Source organism: Chryseobacterium sp. JM1 (assembly GCF_000737715.1).
In the GTDB taxonomy this organism is placed as follows: domain Bacteria; phylum Bacteroidota; class Bacteroidia; order Flavobacteriales; family Weeksellaceae; genus Chryseobacterium.
The window spans coordinates 584,158-605,501 of record NZ_JPRN01000003.1 but is presented as its reverse complement, the minus strand read 5'-3'; the positions used below and the strand labels follow the sequence as shown (position 1 = coordinate 605,501).

The 21,344-nt window shown below is 36.9% G+C and carries 25 protein-coding genes and 1 other RNA gene; 4 read left to right on the top strand and 22 right to left on the bottom strand.

Translation table 11 applies throughout. The features are described 5' to 3' along the window. Window positions 1-81 precede the first annotated feature (81 nt). A complete protein-coding gene (atpD, locus tag IW22_RS07850; protein WP_034725477.1) occupies window positions 82-1,590 on the bottom strand; it encodes a F0F1 ATP synthase subunit beta in 1,509 nt (502 codons plus the stop codon). A 202-nt stretch (window positions 1,591-1,792) separates the two neighbouring features. Here atpD and IW22_RS07845 point away from each other — a divergent pair, with 202 nt between their 5' ends. Then, window positions 1,793-2,713, top strand: coding sequence for a bifunctional riboflavin kinase/FAD synthetase (locus IW22_RS07845; protein WP_034725673.1), 921 nt, complete (start codon window positions 1,793-1,795; stop codon window positions 2,711-2,713). A 49-nt stretch (window positions 2,714-2,762) separates the two neighbouring features. Here IW22_RS07845 and IW22_RS07840 read toward each other — a convergent pair whose 3' ends face one another. Together IW22_RS07840 and IW22_RS07835 are read right to left on the bottom strand one after the other, a co-directional pair. Continuing rightward, on the bottom strand, window positions 2,763-3,227 hold the full coding sequence (locus IW22_RS07840; RefSeq protein WP_034725476.1) for a hypothetical protein: 465 nt from the start codon (window positions 3,225-3,227) through the stop codon (window positions 2,763-2,765). Between the two features lie 108 nt (window positions 3,228-3,335). Further along, window positions 3,336-3,689 (bottom strand): MmcQ/YjbR family DNA-binding protein, encoded by a 354-nt coding sequence (locus IW22_RS07835; protein ID WP_034725474.1) that lies wholly within the window; start codon window positions 3,687-3,689, stop codon window positions 3,336-3,338. A 121-nt stretch (window positions 3,690-3,810) separates the two neighbouring features. Here IW22_RS07835 and IW22_RS07830 point away from each other — a divergent pair, with 121 nt between their 5' ends. Both IW22_RS07830 and IW22_RS07825 read left to right on the top strand, forming a co-directional pair. Then, complete coding sequence (locus tag IW22_RS07830) at window positions 3,811-4,470, top strand: NAD(P)H-binding protein (protein WP_034725472.1); 660 nt, start codon at window positions 3,811-3,813, stop codon at window positions 4,468-4,470. 170 nt (window positions 4,471-4,640) lie between these two features. After that, window positions 4,641-5,129 (top strand): hypothetical protein, encoded by a 489-nt coding sequence (locus tag IW22_RS07825; RefSeq protein ID WP_034725471.1) that lies wholly within the window; start codon window positions 4,641-4,643, stop codon window positions 5,127-5,129. Window positions 5,130-5,243: 114 nt separating this feature from the next. Here the strand turns inward: IW22_RS07825 and IW22_RS07820 are convergent, their stop codons facing one another. From IW22_RS07820 to IW22_RS07760, 13 genes are all read right to left on the bottom strand, one after another. Continuing rightward, window positions 5,244-5,819 carry a glutathione peroxidase gene (locus tag IW22_RS07820; RefSeq protein WP_034725470.1) on the bottom strand — a complete coding sequence of 192 codons (576 nt, stop codon included), beginning with the start codon at window positions 5,817-5,819 and terminating at the stop codon, window positions 5,244-5,246. Between the two features lie 85 nt (window positions 5,820-5,904). Then, on the bottom strand, window positions 5,905-6,567 hold the full coding sequence (locus IW22_RS07815; protein ID WP_034725468.1) for a hypothetical protein: 663 nt from the start codon (window positions 6,565-6,567) through the stop codon (window positions 5,905-5,907). After that, complete coding sequence (locus tag IW22_RS07810; protein WP_131401704.1) at window positions 6,564-6,875, bottom strand: hypothetical protein; 312 nt, start codon at window positions 6,873-6,875, stop codon at window positions 6,564-6,566. Before IW22_RS07810 ends, IW22_RS07815 begins: the two co-directional genes overlap by 4 nt. Window positions 6,876-7,053: 178 nt before the next feature. Next, a complete protein-coding gene (kdsB, locus tag IW22_RS07805) occupies window positions 7,054-7,776 on the bottom strand; it encodes a 3-deoxy-manno-octulosonate cytidylyltransferase (protein WP_034725466.1) in 723 nt (240 codons plus the stop codon). A 254-nt stretch (window positions 7,777-8,030) separates the two neighbouring features. Next, window positions 8,031-9,284: a pyridoxal phosphate-dependent aminotransferase gene (locus tag IW22_RS07800; RefSeq protein WP_034725464.1), complete on the bottom strand. Its 1,254-nt coding sequence runs from the start codon at window positions 9,282-9,284 to the stop codon at window positions 8,031-8,033. A gap of 26 nt (window positions 9,285-9,310) precedes the next feature. Beyond that, entirely contained in the window at window positions 9,311-10,213 is a 903-nt protein-coding gene (locus IW22_RS07795; RefSeq protein ID WP_034725462.1) for a hypothetical protein, read from the bottom strand. A gap of 17 nt (window positions 10,214-10,230) precedes the next feature. Next, entirely contained in the window at window positions 10,231-11,946 is a 1,716-nt protein-coding gene (locus IW22_RS07790) for a phospho-sugar mutase (RefSeq protein WP_034725672.1), read from the bottom strand. Between the two features lie 194 nt (window positions 11,947-12,140). Beyond that, window positions 12,141-12,497: a four helix bundle protein gene (locus IW22_RS07785; protein WP_034725461.1), complete on the bottom strand. Its 357-nt coding sequence runs from the start codon at window positions 12,495-12,497 to the stop codon at window positions 12,141-12,143. Between the two features lie 61 nt (window positions 12,498-12,558). Continuing rightward, window positions 12,559-13,260: a GIN domain-containing protein gene (locus IW22_RS07780; RefSeq protein ID WP_034725458.1), complete on the bottom strand. Its 702-nt coding sequence runs from the start codon at window positions 13,258-13,260 to the stop codon at window positions 12,559-12,561. Between the two features lie 7 nt (window positions 13,261-13,267). Beyond that, entirely contained in the window at window positions 13,268-13,996 is a 729-nt protein-coding gene (locus tag IW22_RS07775) for a DUF3667 domain-containing protein (RefSeq protein ID WP_034725457.1), read from the bottom strand. An 18-nt stretch (window positions 13,997-14,014) separates the two neighbouring features. After that, window positions 14,015-14,392, bottom strand: coding sequence for a hypothetical protein (locus IW22_RS07770; RefSeq protein ID WP_034725456.1), 378 nt, complete (start codon window positions 14,390-14,392; stop codon window positions 14,015-14,017). Between the two features lie 524 nt (window positions 14,393-14,916). Then, window positions 14,917-15,867 carry a glycosyltransferase family 2 protein gene (locus tag IW22_RS07765; RefSeq protein WP_034725454.1) on the bottom strand — a complete coding sequence of 317 codons (951 nt, stop codon included), beginning with the start codon at window positions 15,865-15,867 and terminating at the stop codon, window positions 14,917-14,919. Window positions 15,868-15,883: 16 nt separating this feature from the next. Further along, the gene (locus IW22_RS07760) at window positions 15,884-16,483 is read right to left on the bottom strand and encodes a DUF4199 domain-containing protein (RefSeq protein ID WP_034725452.1); all 600 of its coding nucleotides are present in this window, start codon (window positions 16,481-16,483) and stop codon (window positions 15,884-15,886) included. Window positions 16,484-16,613: 130 nt separating this feature from the next. On the opposite strand from IW22_RS07760, the gene ffs reads away from it, so the two are divergent. Beyond that, window positions 16,614-16,711: signal recognition particle sRNA small type (ffs, locus tag IW22_RS23980), an RNA gene on the top strand. A gap of 105 nt (window positions 16,712-16,816) precedes the next feature. On the opposite strand, the gene IW22_RS07750 is transcribed toward ffs, so the two are convergent. From IW22_RS07750 to IW22_RS07725, 6 genes are all read right to left on the bottom strand, one after another. Then, complete coding sequence (locus tag IW22_RS07750; protein ID WP_034725448.1) at window positions 16,817-17,503, bottom strand: metal-dependent hydrolase; 687 nt, start codon at window positions 17,501-17,503, stop codon at window positions 16,817-16,819. A 17-nt stretch (window positions 17,504-17,520) separates the two neighbouring features. Continuing rightward, entirely contained in the window at window positions 17,521-17,832 is a 312-nt protein-coding gene (locus IW22_RS07745) for a hypothetical protein (protein ID WP_131401703.1), read from the bottom strand. Window positions 17,833-17,835: 3 nt separating this feature from the next. Continuing rightward, window positions 17,836-18,282: an SRPBCC family protein gene (locus tag IW22_RS07740; RefSeq protein WP_034725445.1), complete on the bottom strand. Its 447-nt coding sequence runs from the start codon at window positions 18,280-18,282 to the stop codon at window positions 17,836-17,838. 12 nt (window positions 18,283-18,294) lie between these two features. Then, window positions 18,295-19,224 (bottom strand): 1,4-dihydroxy-2-naphthoate octaprenyltransferase, encoded by a 930-nt coding sequence (gene menA / locus IW22_RS07735; RefSeq protein WP_034725443.1) that lies wholly within the window; start codon window positions 19,222-19,224, stop codon window positions 18,295-18,297. A 92-nt stretch (window positions 19,225-19,316) separates the two neighbouring features. Then, window positions 19,317-20,153 (bottom strand): 1,4-dihydroxy-2-naphthoyl-CoA synthase, encoded by an 837-nt coding sequence (locus tag IW22_RS07730; protein ID WP_034725441.1) that lies wholly within the window; start codon window positions 20,151-20,153, stop codon window positions 19,317-19,319. A 160-nt stretch (window positions 20,154-20,313) separates the two neighbouring features. Next, window positions 20,314-21,339, bottom strand: a complete 1,026-nt coding sequence (locus IW22_RS07725; protein WP_034725439.1) for a tetratricopeptide repeat protein — start codon at window positions 21,337-21,339, stop codon at window positions 20,314-20,316. Window positions 21,340-21,344 lie beyond the last annotated feature (5 nt).

The following is a 21,344-nucleotide window of genomic DNA, read 5'->3' as shown; positions in this document are numbered from 1 at the left end:
AAGATTAAAAGATTGAAGATTAAAAGATTTTTGACAAATAATGTCTCTCGTCTCAGGTCTAAAAATCTTATGTCTAATTTATTACGCGTTTTCAGCTAACATTTTTTGTCCCGCTTCGATAGCTTCTTCGATAGTTCCTTTCAAGTTGAAAGCAGCTTCCGGTAAATGGTCTAATTCACCATCCATAATCATGTTGAAACCTTTGATTGTATCTTTGATATCTACCAATGATCCCGGAATACCTGTAAACTGTTCAGCTACGTGGAAAGGCTGAGATAAGAATCTCTGAACTTTTCTAGCACGGTACACTACAGATTTATCTTCTTCTGAAAGTTCTTCCATACCAAGAATCGCGATGATATCCTGAAGGGCTTTATATCTCTGAAGAATTTCTTTTACTCTCTGAGCACAGTCATAATGCTCTGCACCGATAATTTCCGGAGCAAGGATTCTTGACGTAGAAGCCAATGGATCCACAGCTGGATAAATACCTAATGAAGCAATTTTTCTGTCTAGTACTGTAGTTGCATCCAAGTGAGCAAACGTTGTTGCAGGAGCCGGGTCAGTTAAGTCATCCGCAGGTACGTAAACCGCCTGTACTGAAGTAATTGAACCGTTTTTAGTTGAAGTAATTCTTTCCTGCATCGCTCCCATCTCAGAGGCAAGTGTTGGTTGGTAACCTACCGCAGATGGCATACGACCAAGAAGTGCCGATACCTCAGAACCAGCCTGTGTAAAACGGAAGATGTTGTCTACGAAGAAAAGTACGTCTCTACCTTGTCCGCTTTCACCACCGTCTCTGTAGTACTCAGCTAATGTAAGACCAGAAAGTGCTACTCTAGCTCTTGCTCCTGGTGGCTCGTTCATCTGTCCGAAAACGAATGCAGCTTTAGATTCTTTCATAGCTTCCATGTCTACTTTTGAAAGATCCCAACCTCCGTTTTCCATAGAGTGCATGAAATCATCACCATATTTAATAATACCTGATTCTAACATCTCTCTCAAAAGGTCATTTCCTTCTCTCGTTCTTTCACCTACTCCGGCGAAAACAGAAAGACCTCCGTGTCCTTTTGCAATATTGTTAATCAACTCCTGGATCAATACTGTTTTACCTACACCGGCACCACCGAACAAACCAATTTTACCCCCTTTTGCGTAAGGCTCAACTAAGTCGATTACTTTAATACCTGTGAATAAAACTTCTGCAGAAGTTGAAAGTTGATCAAATTTTGGAGCTGGTCTGTGAATAGGCAGACCACCTTCTTTAGATATATTTTGAAGTCCGTCGATAGCATCCCCAACAACGTTGAATAGTCTTCCGTTTACAGCATCACCGATTGGCATTGTAATAGGATTTCCGTATCCAATTACTTCCTGCCCTCTCTGAAGACCATCTGTAGCATCCATTGCGATACATCTTACTGTATCTTCACCAATATGCTGCTCTACTTCTAAGACTACTTTTTCACCGTTCCCTTTTGTAATTTCCAACGCATCATAGATACTTGGAATTGCTTCCACGTCTGTAAATACTACGTCGATTACCGGACCAATAATTTGAGAAATTTTACCTTTAATTTGGTTTGCCATTGCTAAATTTTTTCTTGGTGCAAATATAATGATTCTTGATAAACCCACAATTGGTAAAAAAAAGATTTTTATCATACTTTTTATTAATTTCTCAATCTTACAGTTTGGCAGTATCACAATGTTCTTTACTGAAAATATTGATACACTGGTAAATTGGTACATTGCTACATTATCTTTATATTTGCAGTCAAATTTTTCCGTTTTGAAAGTTTTCAAGAATTTTAAAGATTATTCCTCTCAAAAGCCTTTAGCACTGTCTTTAGGAATGTTTGACGGAGTACATCTCGGGCATAAAAGTATCATCGACGAACTGATAAAAGTAGGTTCGGAGAATAATCTGGAGACAGCTATCCTTACTTTTTGGCCGCATCCGCGATTTGTTTTTAACCCAAATGAAGATCTGAAGCTTCTCAATACGGTAGATGAAAAGAAAGAACTGATCGAAAAATACAACATCGATCATTTATTCCTGAAAGAATTTGATGATGAATTCAGGAACCTTACCGGAGAAGAATTTGTACGCCAGATCCTGATAGACAAACTGAATGTGAAATACCTTATTATAGGATATGACCATTCGTTCGGAAAAAATAAAAGCGGGAATTTCGAACTTCTTCAAAAATTATCCAAAGAACTGGACTTCGATGTGGAACAGATGGAAGCCATCAATATCCACGAAAACAATATCAGCTCAACCAAAGTTCGTAATGCCCTTCTGACCGGTAATATTAAAGCAGCCAATGAAATGCTGGGTTACTCCTACTCTGTCTCCGGAACTGTAGTTCACGGGAAAAAGATCGGAAGAACCATCGGCTATCCTACGGCTAATATTGATACAGAATCCATTAAGCTTCTTCCTAAAAAAGGCGCCTACATTGTAGAAACGGAAGTAAAAGGCCAGCAATACAAAGGAATGCTGAGCATTGGCACCAATCCTACGGTGAACGGTGAAAAGCTAACCGTTGAAGTTTATATCCTTGATTTTGACCGAGATATTTATGATGAAAGAATTACGGTAAGATTCAGAGATTTTCTTCATGACGAGATCAAATTTGAAGGTCTTGAAAAATTGATTGAGAGATTGGATGAGGATAAAAGATTAACTAAAGAATTTAATTTCTAAAAAACATAAAAAAGCCGGCTTATCGTATAAGCCGGCTTTTTTATCAGGTTTATTTTAATATTTTTAAATAAACTTTCTGCGTTTCGTTATTTAATGTCACTGTAGGGAACTGTTTATCGTGATCTATAAATATATCTCCTTTTTCATTCGACTTTCCATTTCCATCAGAATCCCAGTCAAGGCTTATGTAATATTTAACAGCCCCGGAAGGTTTTGGACTAATACGGCTTTCTGCATCCTTGGGTACAGGTAAATCAATTGTGAAAGGAATTGATTTTTGCTCAAATTCTTTTTCCGTGATTAATGTGGCAGGAGCATCAGCTAAATTAGGATCGGCTCCGTATAAACTTACTTTTAATTTTGGATTTTTAATCGTAAAACTCTCTGTTCCTGAGAATTCTATTTTTACAGTATTGGAATCTGCACTGGCTGTGTTATTTTTTTTATCCACTGTATTACAGCTTAATAACGTCAATGTACCTGCTATAGCAAGCAATGAAAAATAGTTTCTCATAGTATTTTTATTTTTAGTTAATCCTAATTTTGATTAAGAATATTAACAACAAACTTCATACCTCACCCCTATGAGAAAAAAAAACTTTTAATTTCTCTCTTCCTTACCTTATGAATTATTGATCGATTCCTGAACCTTCTTAGTCAGAGATTTAAATACCAGATCATAAGACTGATCGATCATTTTAAAGATCAAATCTCTTTTCAAACCATCTAACAACACTGAATTCCAGTGGGTTTTATTCATGTGAAACGCACCGGTAATCTGTGGATGCTGCTCGCGGAGTTCTGCGCTCCATTCAGGATCGGTTTTTACATTAATTCCTAATGGCTGTCTTTCAAGTCCCATCAGTAAAAACATTTTCGTCCCTACTTTCATGACAAGGGTTTCATTATCAAAAGGAAAGGTTTCTGTAACTCCTTTTTTGGCAAGACAATAGTCTAGAATTTCGTTGGCATCCATATTTTTATGAGTAATGAGTAATTGGCAATAAGTAATTTATAAGGTTATAGTTATGTTGATATTAATTTCAAATTTAGTAAATTTAAGAAAGAAAATACTATCCATACAAATCACAACTATTATGAAAGCTTTGGTAATCGGTGCTACGGGCGCTACAGGAAAAGATCTGGTGAAACAACTGCTCAATGACAAGGAGTTTGAGGAAGTCGATATTTTTGTCAGAAAACCTGTAGATGTTCAGAATGACAAGCTGAAAGTGCATGTAGTCAACTTTGAACATCCTGAAGAATGGAAAGACAAAGTGAAAGGTGACGTTGTATTTTCATGTCTGGGAACTACGCTTAAAGATGCCGGCAGCAAGGAAGCACAAAGAAAAGTAGATTTCGGTTATCAATATGAATTTGCCAAAGCCGCGAAGGAAAACGATGTGGACGATTATGTCCTGGTTTCTGCTTATGGAGCCAATCCAACCTCTAAGATCTTCTATTCCAAGATGAAAGGAGAACTAGAGGAAGCTGTCAAACAACTGCATTTTACGAAGATTACTATTTTTAAGCCCGGAATGCTTGAAAGAAAAGATTCAGGAAGAACCGGAGAAGTTTTAGGCAGTAGAATTATAAAATTTGCGAATAAGCTAGGTCTCCTGGAAAGCCAGAAACCCTTACCTACAAATGTCTTAGCCAAAGCCATGATCAATTCTTCTAAAATAAAAAGTAATGGTTATTCCAGTATTAAATTGGGAAATATATTTTGTTTTGCGGATAAGAAAGTTGAGAGTTAGGGATTATGGGTTAATAAAAATACTTTATACTTATTAAATCGCAGTATTTTTTCATAAATATTTCATTTTAGATTTAAAATAAAGATAATATATCACTAAATACATCATTTTATTACGAAATAAATATACCTCATTATTATAATGTATATTTGTTCGAATTTAAAAACAAAATGATGAGAAATTTATTTTTAGCAACTGCTGCAGTTGTGGCACTAAGTCTGTGGTCCTGTAAAAATGATCATTCCGCAGCAATAGAAAAAGAATTATCTGAAGCACACATTAAGCTGGAAGTTGAGCACAAAGTACTTGAAGATTCCCATTCCAATATGGAAAAACAGCATGAGGAATTTAATAAGATACATAGCGCATTAAAAGAACCTGAAAAAAGTGAGCATAACAAAACAGAAGCTGCCCATCACACTATTTTGAAAAATCATGCGACACTCATAGCCAGTCATTCAAAAATTATAGCGCAACATGATGCACTTGAAAAGAAACATAAAGAAGGGAAATTGGCTTTAGACCAATTAATGATCGATCATGATAAGATGACTAAAGAAGATCAGGTGATATTCGCTGAACATAAAAAATTGGAGAATGAGCACAGTCTTATCTTACAACAGGATGAGAAGATCAAAAAAGAAGATCAGCTTAAATAGCTGTATCGTTACAAATAAAACGCTTCGACTCTGCTCAGCTTGACAGTAAAAAATACATCCGGTATTAGATTTTGTCACGCTGAGCGGAGTCGAAGCATTAATATAACTTTTATCTTACTTCAGATACTTTGTAATCACGTCGTCAGTAGGTTTTGTCGTACTTATGAACGTATCTACCAGTTTTCCGTTTTCATCGATCAGAAACTTGGTGAAGTTCCATAGAATCGTTGTGTTTTTCACTCCGTTTAATTCTTTCTCAGTCAGATACTTGAAAATCGGGGCGGTATCATCTCCTTTTACAGAAACTTTTGCGGCAAGTGGAAATGTAACTCCATAGTTTTTCTGACAAAATGCTCCGATTTCGGTATTGGTTCCCGGTTCCTGTCCTCCAAAATTATTGGCTGGAAATCCTACAATGACCAATTTGTCTTTATATTCTTCGTACACTTTCTCCAGATCTGCGTACTGTGGTGTAAATCCGCATTCTGACGCTGTGTTTACAATAAGGATTTTTTTTCCTTTAAAATCGGCAAAGTTGATTTCGCTGCCGTCAAGGCTTTCAACTTTGAAGTCATATATTGTTTTTCCCATAAGTTCATTGGTTTTAGCTTGAGAAATTTCACTTTTCTGATTGATACAGCTTTGTAAAAATGCTACAGTGGAAAGCAGCCATAAGAAAACATTTTTCATTTCTTTACAATTTAGTTGGCAGTTTTGCCGGAGTTATTGAACCTCTAATGAAACATCAACCGTTTCGTTAAGCCAATATATTTAATTAAAACTTAAAAATATTGGCCGGAAATACTTTATTGACGTCAATTCTATTTAAGATCATCATATAATCACCGTCCTTTTTGGTGCTTGAAGATTCTATTCTGAAAGCCATGACCAGGTTTCCTACTTTTTTATAATCCGAGTAGATCAACGTATCATCTTTTTTAACTTCTTTTAAAAGCATAAACGTTTTAACGTCGAAATAATAGATGTTCTTATTGACATTTTTCGTTAGTTCTACTTTATGGCAGTAGATCTCTCCTACTTTTTCTTTTCCAAGATATTTGGCATCAAACCCTTTGCTTTCCCAGTCGATGAAATCATTATCAAAACTTTCTGAAACATATTCAGGGTATTCCTGAAGCTTGTTAGTCGCATAATTCATGGCGTATCCTTTAGTTCCGTCAAAGCCTTCAATCGCTGTTTCTTTTCCGCTGATGCTGATCACCGTTTTGGTCAGATTGGGACGCTGCTGGTAAATTTTAATAGGATATTCGTCTTTGATTCCTAAGATCACTTTTCCCTGTAACAGTACTGAATTCAATAGTTTCCAATTCGTCAGTCCTCCGGACAGTTCTATATTCTTGTCTATAATTTCTTTTGCCGTCTGAGAATACAGTGAAGTGGTAAGCGTTAAAAGGACTAAGTATATTATTTTTTTCATTTATTTCTTTTAAAATAATGGTCTAAAGAGGGTCTGAAAATAAATTTTGATTCATTCTGTTTCTTTTTGGGTACCAGATTTCCATTTGCGTAAGTGAAAACAGTCCCCAGATCTTCTTTAAAATCTAATGGTTTTGCAAGATATACTATTTTATTTTCAAATTTATAATTAATAGGATCTTTTATACTTTGCTGTTGAGATGGTATCGCTAAATACGCCGGATAGATTTTGTTATTTTTAAATTCCAGCACAAGAAATGTGTAGATATCGATCGCTCCATTGGTTGTTGCCTGACATCTATGATTCATTTGGGCATAGAATTTTTTATTATTCAAATTCTGGCATTTCAGATGGGAACAGCAAAACAATACTATTAAAAACAAAATCCTCATGTATAGCCTGTATATTCATTCAAATATAAGAGGAATTGGGCAAAAAAACAAAAGCGCTGAATGCAGGTAATGTTAATCTTTTCCCAATCTATTTTTAAATTAATTTCCGTGCTTTTTCCAGATCTTCCGGTGTATCGATTCCTACTCCGATGAAATTAGTTTCTATCAGTTTGATTTTCATACCATATTCAAGATAACGGATACATTCTATCTTTTCTGATATTTCCAGCGGTTTCATTTCCAGTTTAGAGAACTGAAGCAGTGCATGTTTGCTGAAAGCGTAAACCCCGATATGTTTAAAATAACTCACATCGTAAGAAACCTCCCTGTGGAAAGGAATTACAGAGCGGCTGAAATACAGTGCGAACCCATTGTTATCCGTAATGACTTTGACATTATTCGGATTTTCGATTTCTGCTTTTTCCGTCAGTTTTATTTTTAATGAAGCCAGAGAAATTTCCTGATTGTCATCATCTCTGAATACGTCGATAAGCTGTCTCAGAGGCTCTAATTTAAGGAAAGGTTCATCACCCTGAACATTGATCACAATATCACAATCGATGTTCTGTACGGCCTCTGCAATACGGTCGCTTCCCGTTTCATGCTGTCCGGTCATCACGGCTTTTCCTCCGTTTTTCACGATTTCTTCAAAAATAATTTCTGAATCCGTTGCTACAAACACTTCATCGAACAGTTTCGTCTCCACAACATTCTTATACGTTGTTGTAATAACGGTTTTATCTCCCAACATCTGCATCAGCTTTGCCGGAAAACGGCTTGCTTCGTAACGGGCAGGAATGACAGCTATGATTTTCATTGATTATAAATTAATGTTATGAATGACTAGTTACTGTTTCGTTTCCAGAAATAGTCATTTATTTTCAAAAACGCTTCGACTTCGCTCAGCGTGACACTGCTAATACTAACAATTGACTATAAAGGTGTCATGCTGAGCGAAGTCAAAGCATCTATTCTATTTTAAATGTAACAATGTATCAATTTAACAGTTTACCAATATTGTAAGTACTGGAATTGTTACATTGATACATTGCTATACTGTTATATTAAAAACTATTTAAGACTATTCAGAGCATTTTCAAGCTTCGGAAGCATCACCTTGATCTCATCCACAGCTAAACCTCCTACAGAAGCACGGAACCAAGGTTCAGATTTTGCTTCTCCGAAAGCTGAGAACGGTACAAGAGCAACACCAGCGTCATTAATTAAATAGAAAACCAGGTCAGAAGAATTTTCAATCACAGAGCCGTCTGGTTTTGTTTTTCCGATATAATCCAATCTGATGGTAAGGTATAAAGCTCCCATTGGCTCAATGCTTTCCACTGATAATCCTTTTCCTTTCAGATCCTGGATTCCACCGTGAAGAACTTTTAAGCTTTCCTCTAATTTTCCTTTGAAATCTTCCACGAAAACATTTACATTTTCCGGGTTTTCATAGAATTTAGCGGTAGCTTCCTGTTCAGGTTTTGGTGCCCATGCTCCAACGTGTGTCAGAAGAGCTTTCATTTTATCCAAAATATGAGCAGGACCGAATCCCCATCCTACACGTACACCTGTTGCAGCAAGGCATTTAGAGATTCCGTCAATATAAATGGTGTATTCCTTAAGTTCAGGGAAAAGAGAAACCGGATCTACGTGTTCTGCACCGAAAGTAAGATTAGAATAGATTTGATCGTACATCAAGTACAATGGTTTTTCGTCTGCTCCTCTTTTTTTGTTTTCCTCAAGAACCAGTTCGCAGATATCTGAAAGCTGCTCTCTTGTAAACATAGTTCCTGTTGGGTTCAATGGCGAACAAAGCGCTAACAGAACTGCCCCTCCTAAATGAGGTCTCAGATCATCTGCTGTCGGAAGGAAATTATTTTCAGGAGTGGTCTTCACTTCTACAGCTTCTGCGGAAGTAAGGTAAGCGTAATGGTTGTTATTCCATGACGGTGTAGGATATACTACTTTATCACCTTCATCTACAATGGTTTTATAAACTGCATAGATCAAAGGTCTTGATCCTGCAGTAATTAAAATATCGTTGGGTGAATAATCCAGATTCCATCTGTTTTTCAGGTCTTTGGAAACTTCTTTTCTTAAAGATAAAAGTCCGTTGGCTGGCGGATAATTCGTCAGATTATTCTGATATGCCTTCTGAATCTCTTCCTTCAGCAATGCCGGAATAGGATATAGATTAGAATTCAGGTCACCAATAGTAAGATTGGCTATCTCCGCTCCTTTTGCTTTTAAATCATTTACTTCATTACCAATTTTTACGATTTCGGAACCAATCAGGTTCGCCGCTAATTTTGAAACTTTCACTTTATTTTTATTTAAATTTACTAATATTATCTTCTCAAATTAATCCTGTCTTCTATTTGATCTACAGGTACATGCGCGTCAAAAGCTGCTATCAGTTCTTTTGCTTTTTTTGCGGTTCTCGAATTCGGATATTTTTTTATGATCCTGCTGTATTCTTCTTTGGAGTCATCCATCAATCTCCCTTCTGTTCTGTCATAAGTCGGGGAACTGTCCATTCCAAGAATATAATCTAATAAATAATCATCATATTCTCTTTTCGCTTTCTTTATCAACGGGCTTTTAGGAAATTTATTCATAAAATTCTCCCAAGCGATCAATCTGTCCCCTAATTCTTCCCAGGTAATCATCAGACCTCCATTGATAGCATAATTTTCTTTACTGTCATTGGCCAACTGCAGAATATAGCTCTCATAGTCAGGAGTCACTTTATTCTTAAATACAGCATAATCATATCTGTTCACGGAATGAATTTCTGTCAGTCCCTCTCCCATAACACGAAATTCAAGACCTGCCTTATTCAGTTCAGCGGCAATTTTTTTTACGCTGTCCGGCAAACGATAAGTGTCCGGTTCATTGGTATGATAATCAGTATATTGATCTAACATATCCTGATGTAAACCATTCAGACAGTCTGTATACTTTGTTCTTATTTTGACATAATCTTCGTATAAGCTGTTGTTTTGTTCCGGGCTGTTTACTGCAATTTCTTTATCAGTCTTAGCCTTATACCATTGAAGAGCAGCAATATAATCCTCAGTTTTGTTAGCTGTTGAACAGGCTGTATCAATAGGCTTAAACAGATCTTCTTTTATTTCTGTTTGAGTGATTGAATCATTCGCTGTTTTGGTTTCCGCTACTTTCTGTACTTCTTTTTTACAGGAAAAAACAAGTACAGAGAGCATACAGACTGCTACAATCTTTTTTATCATCTTCTGCAAATCTGGAATTAATCTAATTTCAAATCTTTTCTTACGTCCTCGATTTTAGCTTCTAATGATTTCAGTTTATCTTTAAAATCTGCTTCAGACGTAATTGTGTCTTTTACAGAGATGTAAAATTTAATTTTCGGTTCAGTTCCTGAAGGTCTTACACAAACTTTGGTTCCGTCCTGGGTATAATAAATCAGTACATTCGATTTTGGAATGTCGTTCATTACTTTTGTCTCATTTTTTGAAACAGTGAAATTAGTCTGTTCTTTAAAATCCTTCACTTCTTCCACCAATGATCCGGCCAGTTCTTTAGGAGGATTCTCACGGAAGTTTTTCATCATATTCTGAATTTCTTCAGCGCCTTCTTTTCCTTTTCTGACAATATTTACCAGTCCTTCGTAGTACATTCCCAGATCTTCATAGATCTCAATCATGTACTGATACATTGTTCTTCCGTTGGCTTTACACCACGCAGCAATTTCGCATGCAACAAGGATACTTCCGCATGAATCTTTATCGCGGACAAAATCTCCGGTCATAAAACCGAAACTTTCTTCCCCACCACAGACAAATTTTTGTGTTCCTTCCGCTTCACGGATCATTTTTCCGATCCATTTGAATCCTGTCAATCCGGATTTACATTCAACACCGAATTTCTGAGCAATATCAAAGAAAATATCAGAGGTTACAATCGTAGACCCGATGAACTCTTTTCCGGTGATTCTTCCCTGCTTTCTCCACTCATTTAAAATATAGTACGTAAGGATGGTATTCGTCTGATTACCATTCAGAAGCTGCATGTCTCCATCCAGATTTCTTACGGCAATTCCTAATCTGTCGCCATCCGGATCTGTACCGATGACGATGTCCGCATTGGTAATTCTTGCCAGATCCATAGCCATTTCCAGTGCAGCAGGTTCTTCCGGATTCGGAGATTCTACCGTAGTAAAATTCCCGCTCGGGATCATCTGTTCTTTCACCAGATCCACTTTTTTGAATCCTGCTTTTTCCAAAGCTTTCGGAATCGTTGTATATGTTGTTCCGTGAATAGACGTGAAAACGATATTTAAATTCTCTTTCCCAACATTCTGATAGGTAGAATTTTCAAGACAGGCATCGATGTAAACGTCGTCCTGCTCTTCTCCGATCCATTCGATCAGATCATCATTTCCATCAAATTTAATTTCGTCAAATTTCACAGAATATACTTCATTGATAATGGCTTCATCATGCGGCGGTACAATCTGTGCACCGTCATTCCAGTATACTTTATACCCGTTGTATTCAGGTGGATTGTGTGAGGCAGTCAATACAATTCCTCCGTTACATTTTTTGTCTCTTACGGTAAATGATAATTCAGGAGTCGGTCTGTGATCCTTGAAAAGAAGCACTTTAATTCCGTTGGCTGTTAAAACATCAGCCACAAGTTTCCCGAATTCTTTTGAATTATGGCGAACGTCATAAGCAATCGCTACTTTAATTTCCTCTCCTTTAAACTGCTGAAGCATATAATTGGCCAGTCCCTGTGTAGCCTGTCCCAATGTATATTTATTCAAGCGGTTGGTTCCTACTCCCATGATACCTCTCATTCCTCCTGTTCCGAATTCAAGTTCTCTGTAGAAAGAATCTTCCAGATCCGGGGAATTGCTGTCGATCAATGTCTGTACAGCATCTCTTGTTTCTTTATCGAATGTATCACTTAACCAAAGTTGCGCTTTTTCTAATGTTGTCATATGTGTATCTAAGTTTGGAAGCGGGAAGCTTGAAGATGGAAGTAATTCTATATCCAAATTCATCTATCCTGCTTTTGTTTTACTATTCTGTTTATTTTTGTTCGGAAGATGAAAACTCGAAGATGGGAGATATTTTTGTCTCAACTTCAATGTTTCCACTTCTTATTTACTTTTATTTATCTGACTTCTAGTCCTTAATCTTTTAACTGATTTCTAAAAGCTATAATCTGATTCATTAAATTATAACTCTCATTATACAAGGCCCTGAATTCTTCTTCTGAAATATAATTTCGGTTTTTTGCCTTATACAGGCAGGTCACGGTTTCAGCTAAAGAACGGGTCGTATATCCAAGAAATTTCTTAAATTCCGGTTTCGACTGTAAAATACTTCCTTCTGAAATATTAAGTCCTATTGAATCAGATGCCCGTCTTATCTGAGAAGTAAGATTAAAAGTTTCATCTCTTGGAAAACTCTGAGACAATTTAAAAATAATCTCCCCGAAATCCATAGATTTTTGCCAAATAATCAATTTCTCAAATTTGAAACTCATCAATTTCTTCTTTCCTATAATAACTTCCCTCCTCCAGCTTCCATCTTCCTTCCTATTTTAATTAATCCAATTTCTTATTCTCCACACGAGCCTGCTTATCAATTTTAAAGGCACGGATCGGGTTGTTATAATAGATGAATTTTGCGGTATTCTGAATATTTCCTTTTAGAGAATCTTTCACGTTCACTTCTGCGTAGTTTCCGTTCTTAGAATCAATATTCAGGTTTTCTATTTTCCAGTAAGGAGCGATCAGACTTGCTGTGTCTGAGATCTTTATCACAGCATTCTTCGTCAGTCCCAAAAAGTTGGCCCGGCTTTTATTCTGCATGTCTACTTCTGCTCTTCTCGTGTTCACTGAACCCATAAATGTAGCATTATTTTTTAAATTAAGCCTAAAATTGTCGGTCTTAATTTCGCTCGAAATGTTCATTTCCACAGAGTCTGCAACGGCTACTTTTTCAAGATTATATTTTGAATAAATCGTCACATTATAGAAATCTACTCCTTTCGTACCCCGTTTTTCTTTAATAAAAAGGGTCTTGTCTTTTACCTCTACATCCAGATTACCGGCTACATTGGGATAGGTTTCAATTTCCACAAAATTCTTATCCCCTCTGGCATAAAATACACGGAATTTACCTTCCAGATCCAGATTCACAAATTCTGAAACATCCACGTCTTTCCTTTCAATCGTTCCTTTTGGAGAAACTTTTCCGCAGGAAACCGCCGCTACAAGCAGGGATGTGTATAGTATTTTTTTCATATTCAATTTAAAATATTCTATATAAAATCGTAATTATGGCAAGACTTTCTATTCCCATCAGGACATACAGCACCGATACTCTCCAAAGCAGGCCCGGTTTTGAGTATGAGTTTTTAAATGCATTCCAATACGTAACTGCCGGAAAGAGAACGAGAAGTACAACTGAAGCCTTATCCAGAATAGCAAAAATCTTCGCTGCAGGTTGCCACAGACCGATAAGACTTACCATATCATTAAACAAAAATAGGATTAAAATTCCTAACAGGCTTACTGTTCCGATGATAAAATGCTCGGCAATATTCAATTTTATCCTTTTGAAAATGAAAAAAGCATTCACCCCAAGCATCGGGATGATTACAAAAAGGATGGTTTTAGAATATTTTGAAAAAAATTGCAGGATTTTAGCACTGTCTTTTGGAATTTCCGCTGGATTCAGATCCAAATAAAAATGCATTGTTAACACATTGAATCCGAACAGAATAAGCAACAATGAAAACAGATTGTAATATTTAATTCTTTTCCCGGAAATATAATCCATTGCCATTCTTCCAGGCCCGAACAAAACGTGTTTCAAAGTTCTGAAAAACCTTTCTTCTATATGCCAGATTGATCCTAATATATCACTTTTAATCAATGAATGCGGGGTGATTCTTGCTGTATCTGATTTCTGTCCGCAATGAGAACAAAACTCACCGGAGATCTCATGACCGCAATTTAAACAGCTTTTCGGGTTCATTGTAAAAATCTGTACATTTTATTTTTTCCTGTAAAACCAGGTTTTCGGATCCTTTCCTGCTGACAGTAATAAATAATCTTTGCTTATATGGGAAATATTCATCACAACAGTATCTACAGCAGGATATTTCATCTTCAGCGTTTTACTTTTTCTTTGATAACTCCCCGATTCTTCCATGGATGTAAAGGAATTGTCTTTATTGAAAGTCAAAGTCCCTGTTCCATATTTAGAATTATTTTCTTTGGACTTCAAGGTGTCAATCTCAGTCACTACTTCATCATATAAATCTATGAATTCCCAAGATCCCAGAAGTTTGGATGATGTGCAGGAAGACAGAAAAAGAAAGGAAAAAATGATTAAAATAAATTTCGCCGGCTTGTTTTGTTGTGTTATCAATTTTATAAATTACACACAAATATAAAGAAAAAACGCTTCGGAAATGGTTCTGTAATTGTGTTTTCTGCTAATATTCTGTATTTTTTAATTTGTTGGATGAAGTTGGTTTAATGTGTTGGTTTTTAGCAAAGGCGCGAAGATTCTTACCTATTTTGCGTTGTTAAGGCGCAAGGATTTTATCTGCGATAAAATTGATTACTGTTCAAATATTTATACAGTAACCTAACTGAAATCTTGATTTTCTCAACCGTTAATAAAACCTTATAGGTTTTCGAAACCTATAAGGTTTATGACAGAGCATCTATATTCTGTTCCTGTAAAAATATCAATTCAGTAAACCTTGCTGAAAATATTTGATTTTCTTGCGCCTTAAAACAGTATGATTGTAAAACCTTTGCATCTTCGCGATTACCAAAAAAAGCTATTTAAAATGCTATTCCAACAAAGAAAATTGCATAAAAAATCCCCAAAAAGTTGAGAACTCTTTGGGGATTTTATCGTTTAATGATGATGTGCTTAACGTATTAAATCACTTCATCAATATTATAATTCTTATGTTCCCTGTTCGTTCTGATGATCATTTCACCTAAGAATCCGGCTATGAAAAGCAAGGTTCCCATAAGCATCATCGTCAGAGCAATAAAAAACCAAGGATTGTTGGTGATCAGGTGACCATAAATCCCTCTTGCTACATCAATCAGTTTTGAAACACCTAACCAAAGTGCTGAAAGGAAACCTACGATGAACATTACAGTTCCCACCGCACCGAAGAAATGCATTGGCCTTCCTCCGAAACGACTTACAAACCAAAGCGTTACAAGATCCAAAAATCCTCTGATAAATCTTTCGGTTCCGAATTTTGAAGTTCCGTAAGGTCTTGCCTGGTGCTGTACTTCTTTTTCCGTAATTCTTCTGAAACCGGCATTGGCAGCTAATACCGGAATATAACGGTGCATGTCTCCGTATACATCAATTGATTTTACCACCTGTTTTTTGTAAGCTTTCAAACCGCAGTTGAAGTCGTGAAGATAAACACCTGAAACTTTTCTGGCCGCTGCGTTGAACAGTTTTGACGGAACATTTTTCGTCATTACATTGTCAAAACGTTTCTTTTTCCAACCCGAAACGATGTCGTAGTTGTCTTCAATAACCATTTTATAAAGTTCCGGAATTTCTTCAGGAAAATCCTGTAAATCAGCATCCATGGTGATCACCACATCTCCGTTCGCTCTTTCAAAAGCGGCATGAAGGGCCTGTGATTTACCGTAATTTCTGGAAAATTTTATAGCGTGGATCTGAGGGTACTGAACCTTCATATTTTCGATAATACTCCACGATAGATCTGTACTTCCGTCATCTACAAACCAGATTTCATACGATAAGCTGTTGGTATAACATACATTATCAATCCTTGAAAAAAGCTCTTCCAGAGAGTCTTCTTCGTTTAATAACGGAATAACTATAGATAAATTCATTTAATTCTAATAAAAATTATTCTTGATTTTCTGTTTCCTGGTGAACGGATCTCGTTCTGAAAAACGCTCCAAAAAACACTGACAAAACTACGTAAAATATAAGAATTGCCGCAAAATATCCTGAAAAATGACTAGCCGTAAGCATATCTTTTCCTTTAACGGCCTCGGGAGAGAAGCTTGGAAGCCTTTCTTTGTACTTTTTATCTAATTCGTCAATATCTTTCTGATGCTTCATAATTTTCCTTGCAGACTGATACTCAGTATCCAATTCATTTTTCTGTCTCTGTACATACTGGTAGTTAAGAAGTTTTTTTGCATCTGTATCTACGAAATTCAGGAAAGCATAGATACTGAAGATGGAAAGAATTCCTCCGATGAACATCGGAACAAACGCTCTTGAGAACGCATCTTTAAAACTTACCACTCTATTTTTGTTCCAGAACGATTTTACGGACCAGAACGCGGCTCCCGCATAAATGATCGGCAGTACGAACGCATTGATTTTCAGCGAGGTTTCAAAATAATTGATTCCTGAGAAAAAGAAATAAGCTACAAAAAAGATGATCATTGTAGCGATAAAAAGTATAATTCCTAATGTTGATGGACTTTTCGTCATGTTAGATTTTTTAAAAAAAGTTGAAAAATTATTACCCTTAATTCCAGCTATTTAGCGCTATCACGGCATTTTTTTTACTAATTTTCTTTAATAATATTTTGAAGTTTATAAATTATTCCTACCTTTGCAACGGCAAGTCCTAAACAACCAGCTCCTGAGAACCCTCCAGGGTGGGAACACAGCAAAGGTAATTGGTCGTAGCGGTGTGATTTAGGTAGCTTGCCATTTTTTTTTAATTGAAGTTGAAGTAAGGTAATTGGAAGATTATCTTTTTTTGTTTCTATACTTTTCAACATTGCCATTCTAATTTCCGGATTACCTTTCATTTATTATTTAAAATTCAAACTCCTCTCCCAATTTAGGAAGAACCAGTTCTACATTTTTATCTGCAAAATGCTTCAGTGCACTTTCGTGATCAATCTTAATGGCAGGAAAAGTATCAAAGTGGCAACCGATTACTTTCGGAGTTTTCAATAATTCCGCTGCTGCGAAAGAAGCTTTTCTAGGACACATCGTATAGTGGCTTCCGATCGGCAGGATAGACAGGTCAATATTCCCGTAAAGCCTTGGGAACAGCTCCATATCGGCCATTACACCAGTATCTCCGGCCATATAGATGTTCTTACCTTCAGGAAGTCTGAAAATATAACCTACAGGAACGCCTCCATAGCTTCCATCCGGGAACGAACTCGTGTGATGAGCCGGTACCATGGAAATTTTAAGATCGTCGATTTTTGCCGATCCTCCTAAGTTCACATCATCTTTATTTTTCGCTGTTTCAAAATAGGCGCATACTTCAGGCACCCCAATTATGGTAGCATCCGGGTGAAACTGCAATACTTCCGCTACATCAGCTATATGATCACCGTGAGCATGAGTCAGCAGGATATAATCGATCTTTTGTGCCGAAATATCAAAGCCTGATTCTGCTTTCTGGTAATTGTAAAAAGGATCACTTAAAATTGTTTTGTCTTTGTACGTAAACAAAAAACAGTTTTGTCCTAAAAATTGTATTTTCATTTTTAATGATTTTTAAATTAAGAGACAATCTGGGAATCTATGATGATTTCTTCAAAAGAATAAATTTCATATAATGCCCAAATTGTTACTATGATTATGAGAATTTGAAAGATGATGAGAACCCGTTTTACTTTTATTTTTTTCGTTAAAAGTAAAATTGAAAGTAAAAGGTTAATGATTACAAAAATGGTAACTAATAAAGCAACCAGACTTATTTCTAAAAATATTTTTTTAATCCCTTCAAAAGAACTCATCAATTCACACAGATATACCATCACCAACAAAATGGATAAGCAGGAAGTTATTTTGTTGGCTAAAGTATTCTTCATGTATTATTTCTGGGGAAATTTATCTTCGATGAGATTTAGTTTAATCCCATGTTCAAGATAAGCTTTACAACCGTCTAAAACTGTCGTAAAACCGCCTGTATTGTCATTAACCGTTCTCAGCAGGTCTTCACCTGACTGGGCAAAACCATAGCTCTTAATGACCACCAGCGTTCCTTTCTCCATTTCTTTAAATTCGTAGTCCACCTGTACTGCCGGATCGCCCCACTCTGTTTTGATCAGTTGATCAGGAACGATATTGTGAACCTTTACATTCGATTTCACGCCATACATTTCCCATTCCCACGTTACAGATTTGCCTTCTTCCAATTTCCCGGTAGATTTTGTAAACCAGAACTGTGTGGTCTTTTCAGGATTGATAAATGCTTCAAAAACATCCGCAACCGGCTTTCTGATCAGCATCTGAGCTTCAACAAAAACATCAGTACTCATAGTGGTATTATTTTAGTTAAAAAAGTTAAGTCCGAATGCTGTAAGAACTGCCATCATAAAAGTCATGATCCCCACCTGTTTCAGATATTGGTCCAGTTCTTTCGGCTCTTTTACAGTCATGATATTCCTTCTCAGCTTCATCAGTGGTAACAGCAGGATCATTACAATAAAAACGTAATAGTTCTGGGCCTGGATAAAGCCATTTACCCCTAAAAAGACAAGGATTAAGATCAACGGGAGCTGCAACAGGATCATTTCATAGATCATTGCATTTTTAAAGCCTATTCTTAAGGCTAAACTATTTTTCCCGGAAAGTCTGTCGCTTTCAATATCTCTCATGTTATTCAGGTTTAAAACCGCCATACTCATCATTCCAATGGCTGTTCCCGGTAACAACATATCCCAGCTGAAGGTTTTTGTAAACAGAAAATAACTTCCGCATACCGAAACCAATCCGAAAAATACAAATACAAAAAGATCTCCCAATCCCATATATCCGTAAGGTTTCTTTCCTACCGTATAACCAATGGCAGCTAAAATACAGGCAACGCCCAATCCGATGAAAGTGTAAAACTCCTTCATGAAATCAGGGAAAAACGCCACATATAAAAGTCCGATGGTTGCCACAAAAGACAATACAGAAAAAAGAATGACTGCATTTTTCATCTGCTTCGCCGTAATTCTTCCTGAGGCTACCGCTCTCGCTTCCGCCTCATTGATTCTTTTGGCATCAGTTCCTTTTACGCCGTCACCGTAGTCATTGGCATAGTTTGATAAAATCTGATACAACAGCGTTACTAAAAGAGCCAGAGCAAAAATTCTCCAGTCCCATATTCCGCCTTCACGGTAAAGCCTCCATTTTGCAATGAAAGCCCCCATAATAATTCCGCTTAATGACAGCGGTAAAGTTCTTAGCCTTGCGGCTTTTATCCAATCCGACATAAATATTTAGATGTTAGATATTAGAAGCTAGAAATTAGATCAAAAAAAACGCATAGGTCTAGTATCTAATTTCTAACCTCTAACTTCTTATTTTAAGAGATCCACTGATTTTCTCCGAAGTCCGGTTTTCTTTTTTCAAGGAATGCATTTCTTCCTTCCTGTGCTTCTTCCGTCATGTACGCTAAACGGGTGGCTTCACCGGCAAATACCTGCTGGCCAACCATTCCGTCGTCTGTAAGATTCATGGCGAATTTCAGCATTCTGATAGACAATGGAGATTTAGCTAAAATTTCCTGTGCCCATTCGTACGCTGTATCTTCTAATTCAGCGTGTGGAATCACTGCATTCACCATTCCCATATCCATCGCTTCCTGAGCAGAATAATTTCTTCCTAAAAAGAATATTTCACGGGCTTTTTTCTGACCTACCATTTTGGCCAGGTAAGCAGATCCGTAACCACCGTCAAAACTTGTCACATCCGCATCCGTCTGCTTGAAAATAGCATGTTCTTTACTCGCTAAAGTAAGATCACAAACCACGTGAAGTGAATGTCCGCCACCCACAGCCCATCCCGGAACAACCGCGATCACCACCTTTGGCATGAAACGGATCAGACGCTGAACTTCAAGAATATTCAGACGATGTCTTCCATCTTCTCCTACATATCCCTGGTGTCCTCTTGCTTTCTGATCTCCTCCGCTACAAAAAGCCCAGCCTCCGTCTTTAGGACTTGGCCCTTCTCCGGTAAGCAAAACAACACCTATTGAGGAATCCTCAGAGGCGTCATAAAAAGCATCATACAGTTCGGAAGTAGTTTTCGGACGAAAAGCATTTCGAAGTTCTGGTCTGTTAAAAGCAATTCTTGCTACACCATTACATTTTTTATAGGTAATATCTTCGTATTCTTTGACGGTTTTCCACTCTATCATCTTGTAAAAAATTTTTCTCAAAGATACGGAATTGCAGAGAATTTTTAAGGTGAAATTTAACGATAATAACAGGAAAAAACAGAGGTCTTTTTCGGATCAGGAAAAACAAAAGCCGAAACATTTCTGTTCCGGCTTTGTTTATTATTCAATTAAAGAATGACTATTTCGTCTGTGCTTTAAGCTCAGTTTCTTTAGCTTTCATTTCTTTAACTTTGTCCATGTTTTTAGTGACTACATAGATCTCTTTCAAGGCAGTAACCGCATCGATGTTCTTTGGTGCAGCTTTGTACCATCCTTCAGCATAAGGAAGTGCTTTCGCAAATCTCTCTCTTCTTGCATCGATCAGCTTGGTAGCTTCTTCCGGCTTTTCTTTTCTTGTCGCGTTGATCTGGTCTACGATTTTAGAATCGTCCCCGATTACAGTGTATACAAGGTTCTGATAAGCGTTGTCAAAGTCAGGCTTGATCTCGATTGCTTTTTTGAATGATGCGATGGCATCTTCCAAAGAAGCAGGATTTTTAGACTGCATCACCCCAAGATTGTACCAGTTGGTCGCATCATTAGGATTTTTAGCCAACTGCTCTTTAAGAGTTCCGATAAACTTTTCTGTATTTCCGGACTCATAATATGCAGTTCCCTGAGCATCTTTAAGCTTAGCATTGTTAGGATATTTTGCCAATCCTTTTTCAATGATCGCTAATGCTTCAGTAGGTTTTTTTGCATTCAGAAGCAATGTAGTTAATGTTTCATACAGATCCGGTTCAACACTTGGAGTCTGTTCAGTTTTAAAATCTGAATAGTCACTGTTCTTCTTCATAAGGTCCCAGGTTGTTTTATCCAAAGGAACCACCTGACCGGATTTTTTCTCTTTTGCAGTATACGTAGTCTGAATACCTGTAAAACCGGAATTGATAAGTTCTGTATAGATTTTGATGGCTTCGTCGCTGTTATTGGCTAACGCATAACTTAACCCTGCATAATACATGTAAAGCTTATCATCCTGGCCATTTGTTTTTAGTAAGTTATATACTTCTAAAAACTTCGGCGCCGCAACGGTGTAATTCTTTGCAGTATATGCATCCATTGCCGCTTTATTCGTTTCCTGTAACTTGGCATTTACATCGTTCTTCTGACCGAAAACGAATGCAGAAGCTACGATGGCTATACCTAAAATGAGTCTCTTCATAATAA

What these genes read in the sequence shown, in the direction of transcription:
- atpD (WP_034725477.1), bottom strand. Translation starts at nt 1,590, where the DNA reads ATGGCAAACCAAATTAAAGGTAAAATTTCTCAAATTATTGGTCCGGTA.
- IW22_RS07840 (WP_034725476.1), bottom strand. Translation starts at nt 3,227, where the DNA reads ATGAGAAACTATTTTTCATTGCTTGCTATAGCAGGTACATTGACGTTA.
- IW22_RS07835 (WP_034725474.1), bottom strand. Translation starts at nt 3,689, where the DNA reads ATGGATGCCAACGAAATTCTAGACTATTGTCTTGCCAAAAAAGGAGTT.
- IW22_RS07830 (WP_034725472.1), top strand. Translation starts at nt 3,811, where the DNA reads ATGAAAGCTTTGGTAATCGGTGCTACGGGCGCTACAGGAAAAGATCTG.
- IW22_RS07825 (WP_034725471.1), top strand. Translation starts at nt 4,641, where the DNA reads ATGATGAGAAATTTATTTTTAGCAACTGCTGCAGTTGTGGCACTAAGT.
- IW22_RS07820 (WP_034725470.1), bottom strand. Translation starts at nt 5,819, where the DNA reads ATGAAAAATGTTTTCTTATGGCTGCTTTCCACTGTAGCATTTTTACAA.
- IW22_RS07815 (WP_034725468.1), bottom strand. Translation starts at nt 6,567, where the DNA reads ATGAAAAAAATAATATACTTAGTCCTTTTAACGCTTACCACTTCACTG.
- IW22_RS07810 (WP_131401704.1), bottom strand. Translation starts at nt 6,875, where the DNA reads ATGAATCATAGATGTCAGGCAACAACCAATGGAGCGATCGATATCTAC.
- kdsB (WP_034725466.1), bottom strand. Translation starts at nt 7,776, where the DNA reads ATGAAAATCATAGCTGTCATTCCTGCCCGTTACGAAGCAAGCCGTTTT.
- IW22_RS07795 (WP_034725462.1), bottom strand. Translation starts at nt 10,213, where the DNA reads ATGATAAAAAAGATTGTAGCAGTCTGTATGCTCTCTGTACTTGTTTTT.
- IW22_RS07790 (WP_034725672.1), bottom strand. Translation starts at nt 11,946, where the DNA reads ATGACAACATTAGAAAAAGCGCAACTTTGGTTAAGTGATACATTCGAT.
- IW22_RS07785 (WP_034725461.1), bottom strand. Translation starts at nt 12,497, where the DNA reads ATGAGTTTCAAATTTGAGAAATTGATTATTTGGCAAAAATCTATGGAT.
- IW22_RS07780 (WP_034725458.1), bottom strand. Translation starts at nt 13,260, where the DNA reads ATGAAAAAAATACTATACACATCCCTGCTTGTAGCGGCGGTTTCCTGC.
- IW22_RS07775 (WP_034725457.1), bottom strand. Translation starts at nt 13,996, where the DNA reads ATGAACCCGAAAAGCTGTTTAAATTGCGGTCATGAGATCTCCGGTGAG.
- IW22_RS07765 (WP_034725454.1), bottom strand. Translation starts at nt 15,867, where the DNA reads ATGAATTTATCTATAGTTATTCCGTTATTAAACGAAGAAGACTCTCTG.
- IW22_RS07760 (WP_034725452.1), bottom strand. Translation starts at nt 16,483, where the DNA reads ATGACGAAAAGTCCATCAACATTAGGAATTATACTTTTTATCGCTACA.
- IW22_RS07750 (WP_034725448.1), bottom strand. Translation starts at nt 17,503, where the DNA reads ATGAAAATACAATTTTTAGGACAAAACTGTTTTTTGTTTACGTACAAA.
- IW22_RS07745 (WP_131401703.1), bottom strand. Translation starts at nt 17,832, where the DNA reads ATGAAGAATACTTTAGCCAACAAAATAACTTCCTGCTTATCCATTTTG.
- IW22_RS07740 (WP_034725445.1), bottom strand. Translation starts at nt 18,282, where the DNA reads ATGAGTACTGATGTTTTTGTTGAAGCTCAGATGCTGATCAGAAAGCCG.
- menA (WP_034725443.1), bottom strand. Translation starts at nt 19,224, where the DNA reads ATGTCGGATTGGATAAAAGCCGCAAGGCTAAGAACTTTACCGCTGTCA.
- IW22_RS07730 (WP_034725441.1), bottom strand. Translation starts at nt 20,153, where the DNA reads ATGATAGAGTGGAAAACCGTCAAAGAATACGAAGATATTACCTATAAA.
- IW22_RS07725 (WP_034725439.1), bottom strand. Translation starts at nt 21,339, where the DNA reads ATGAAGAGACTCATTTTAGGTATAGCCATCGTAGCTTCTGCATTCGTT.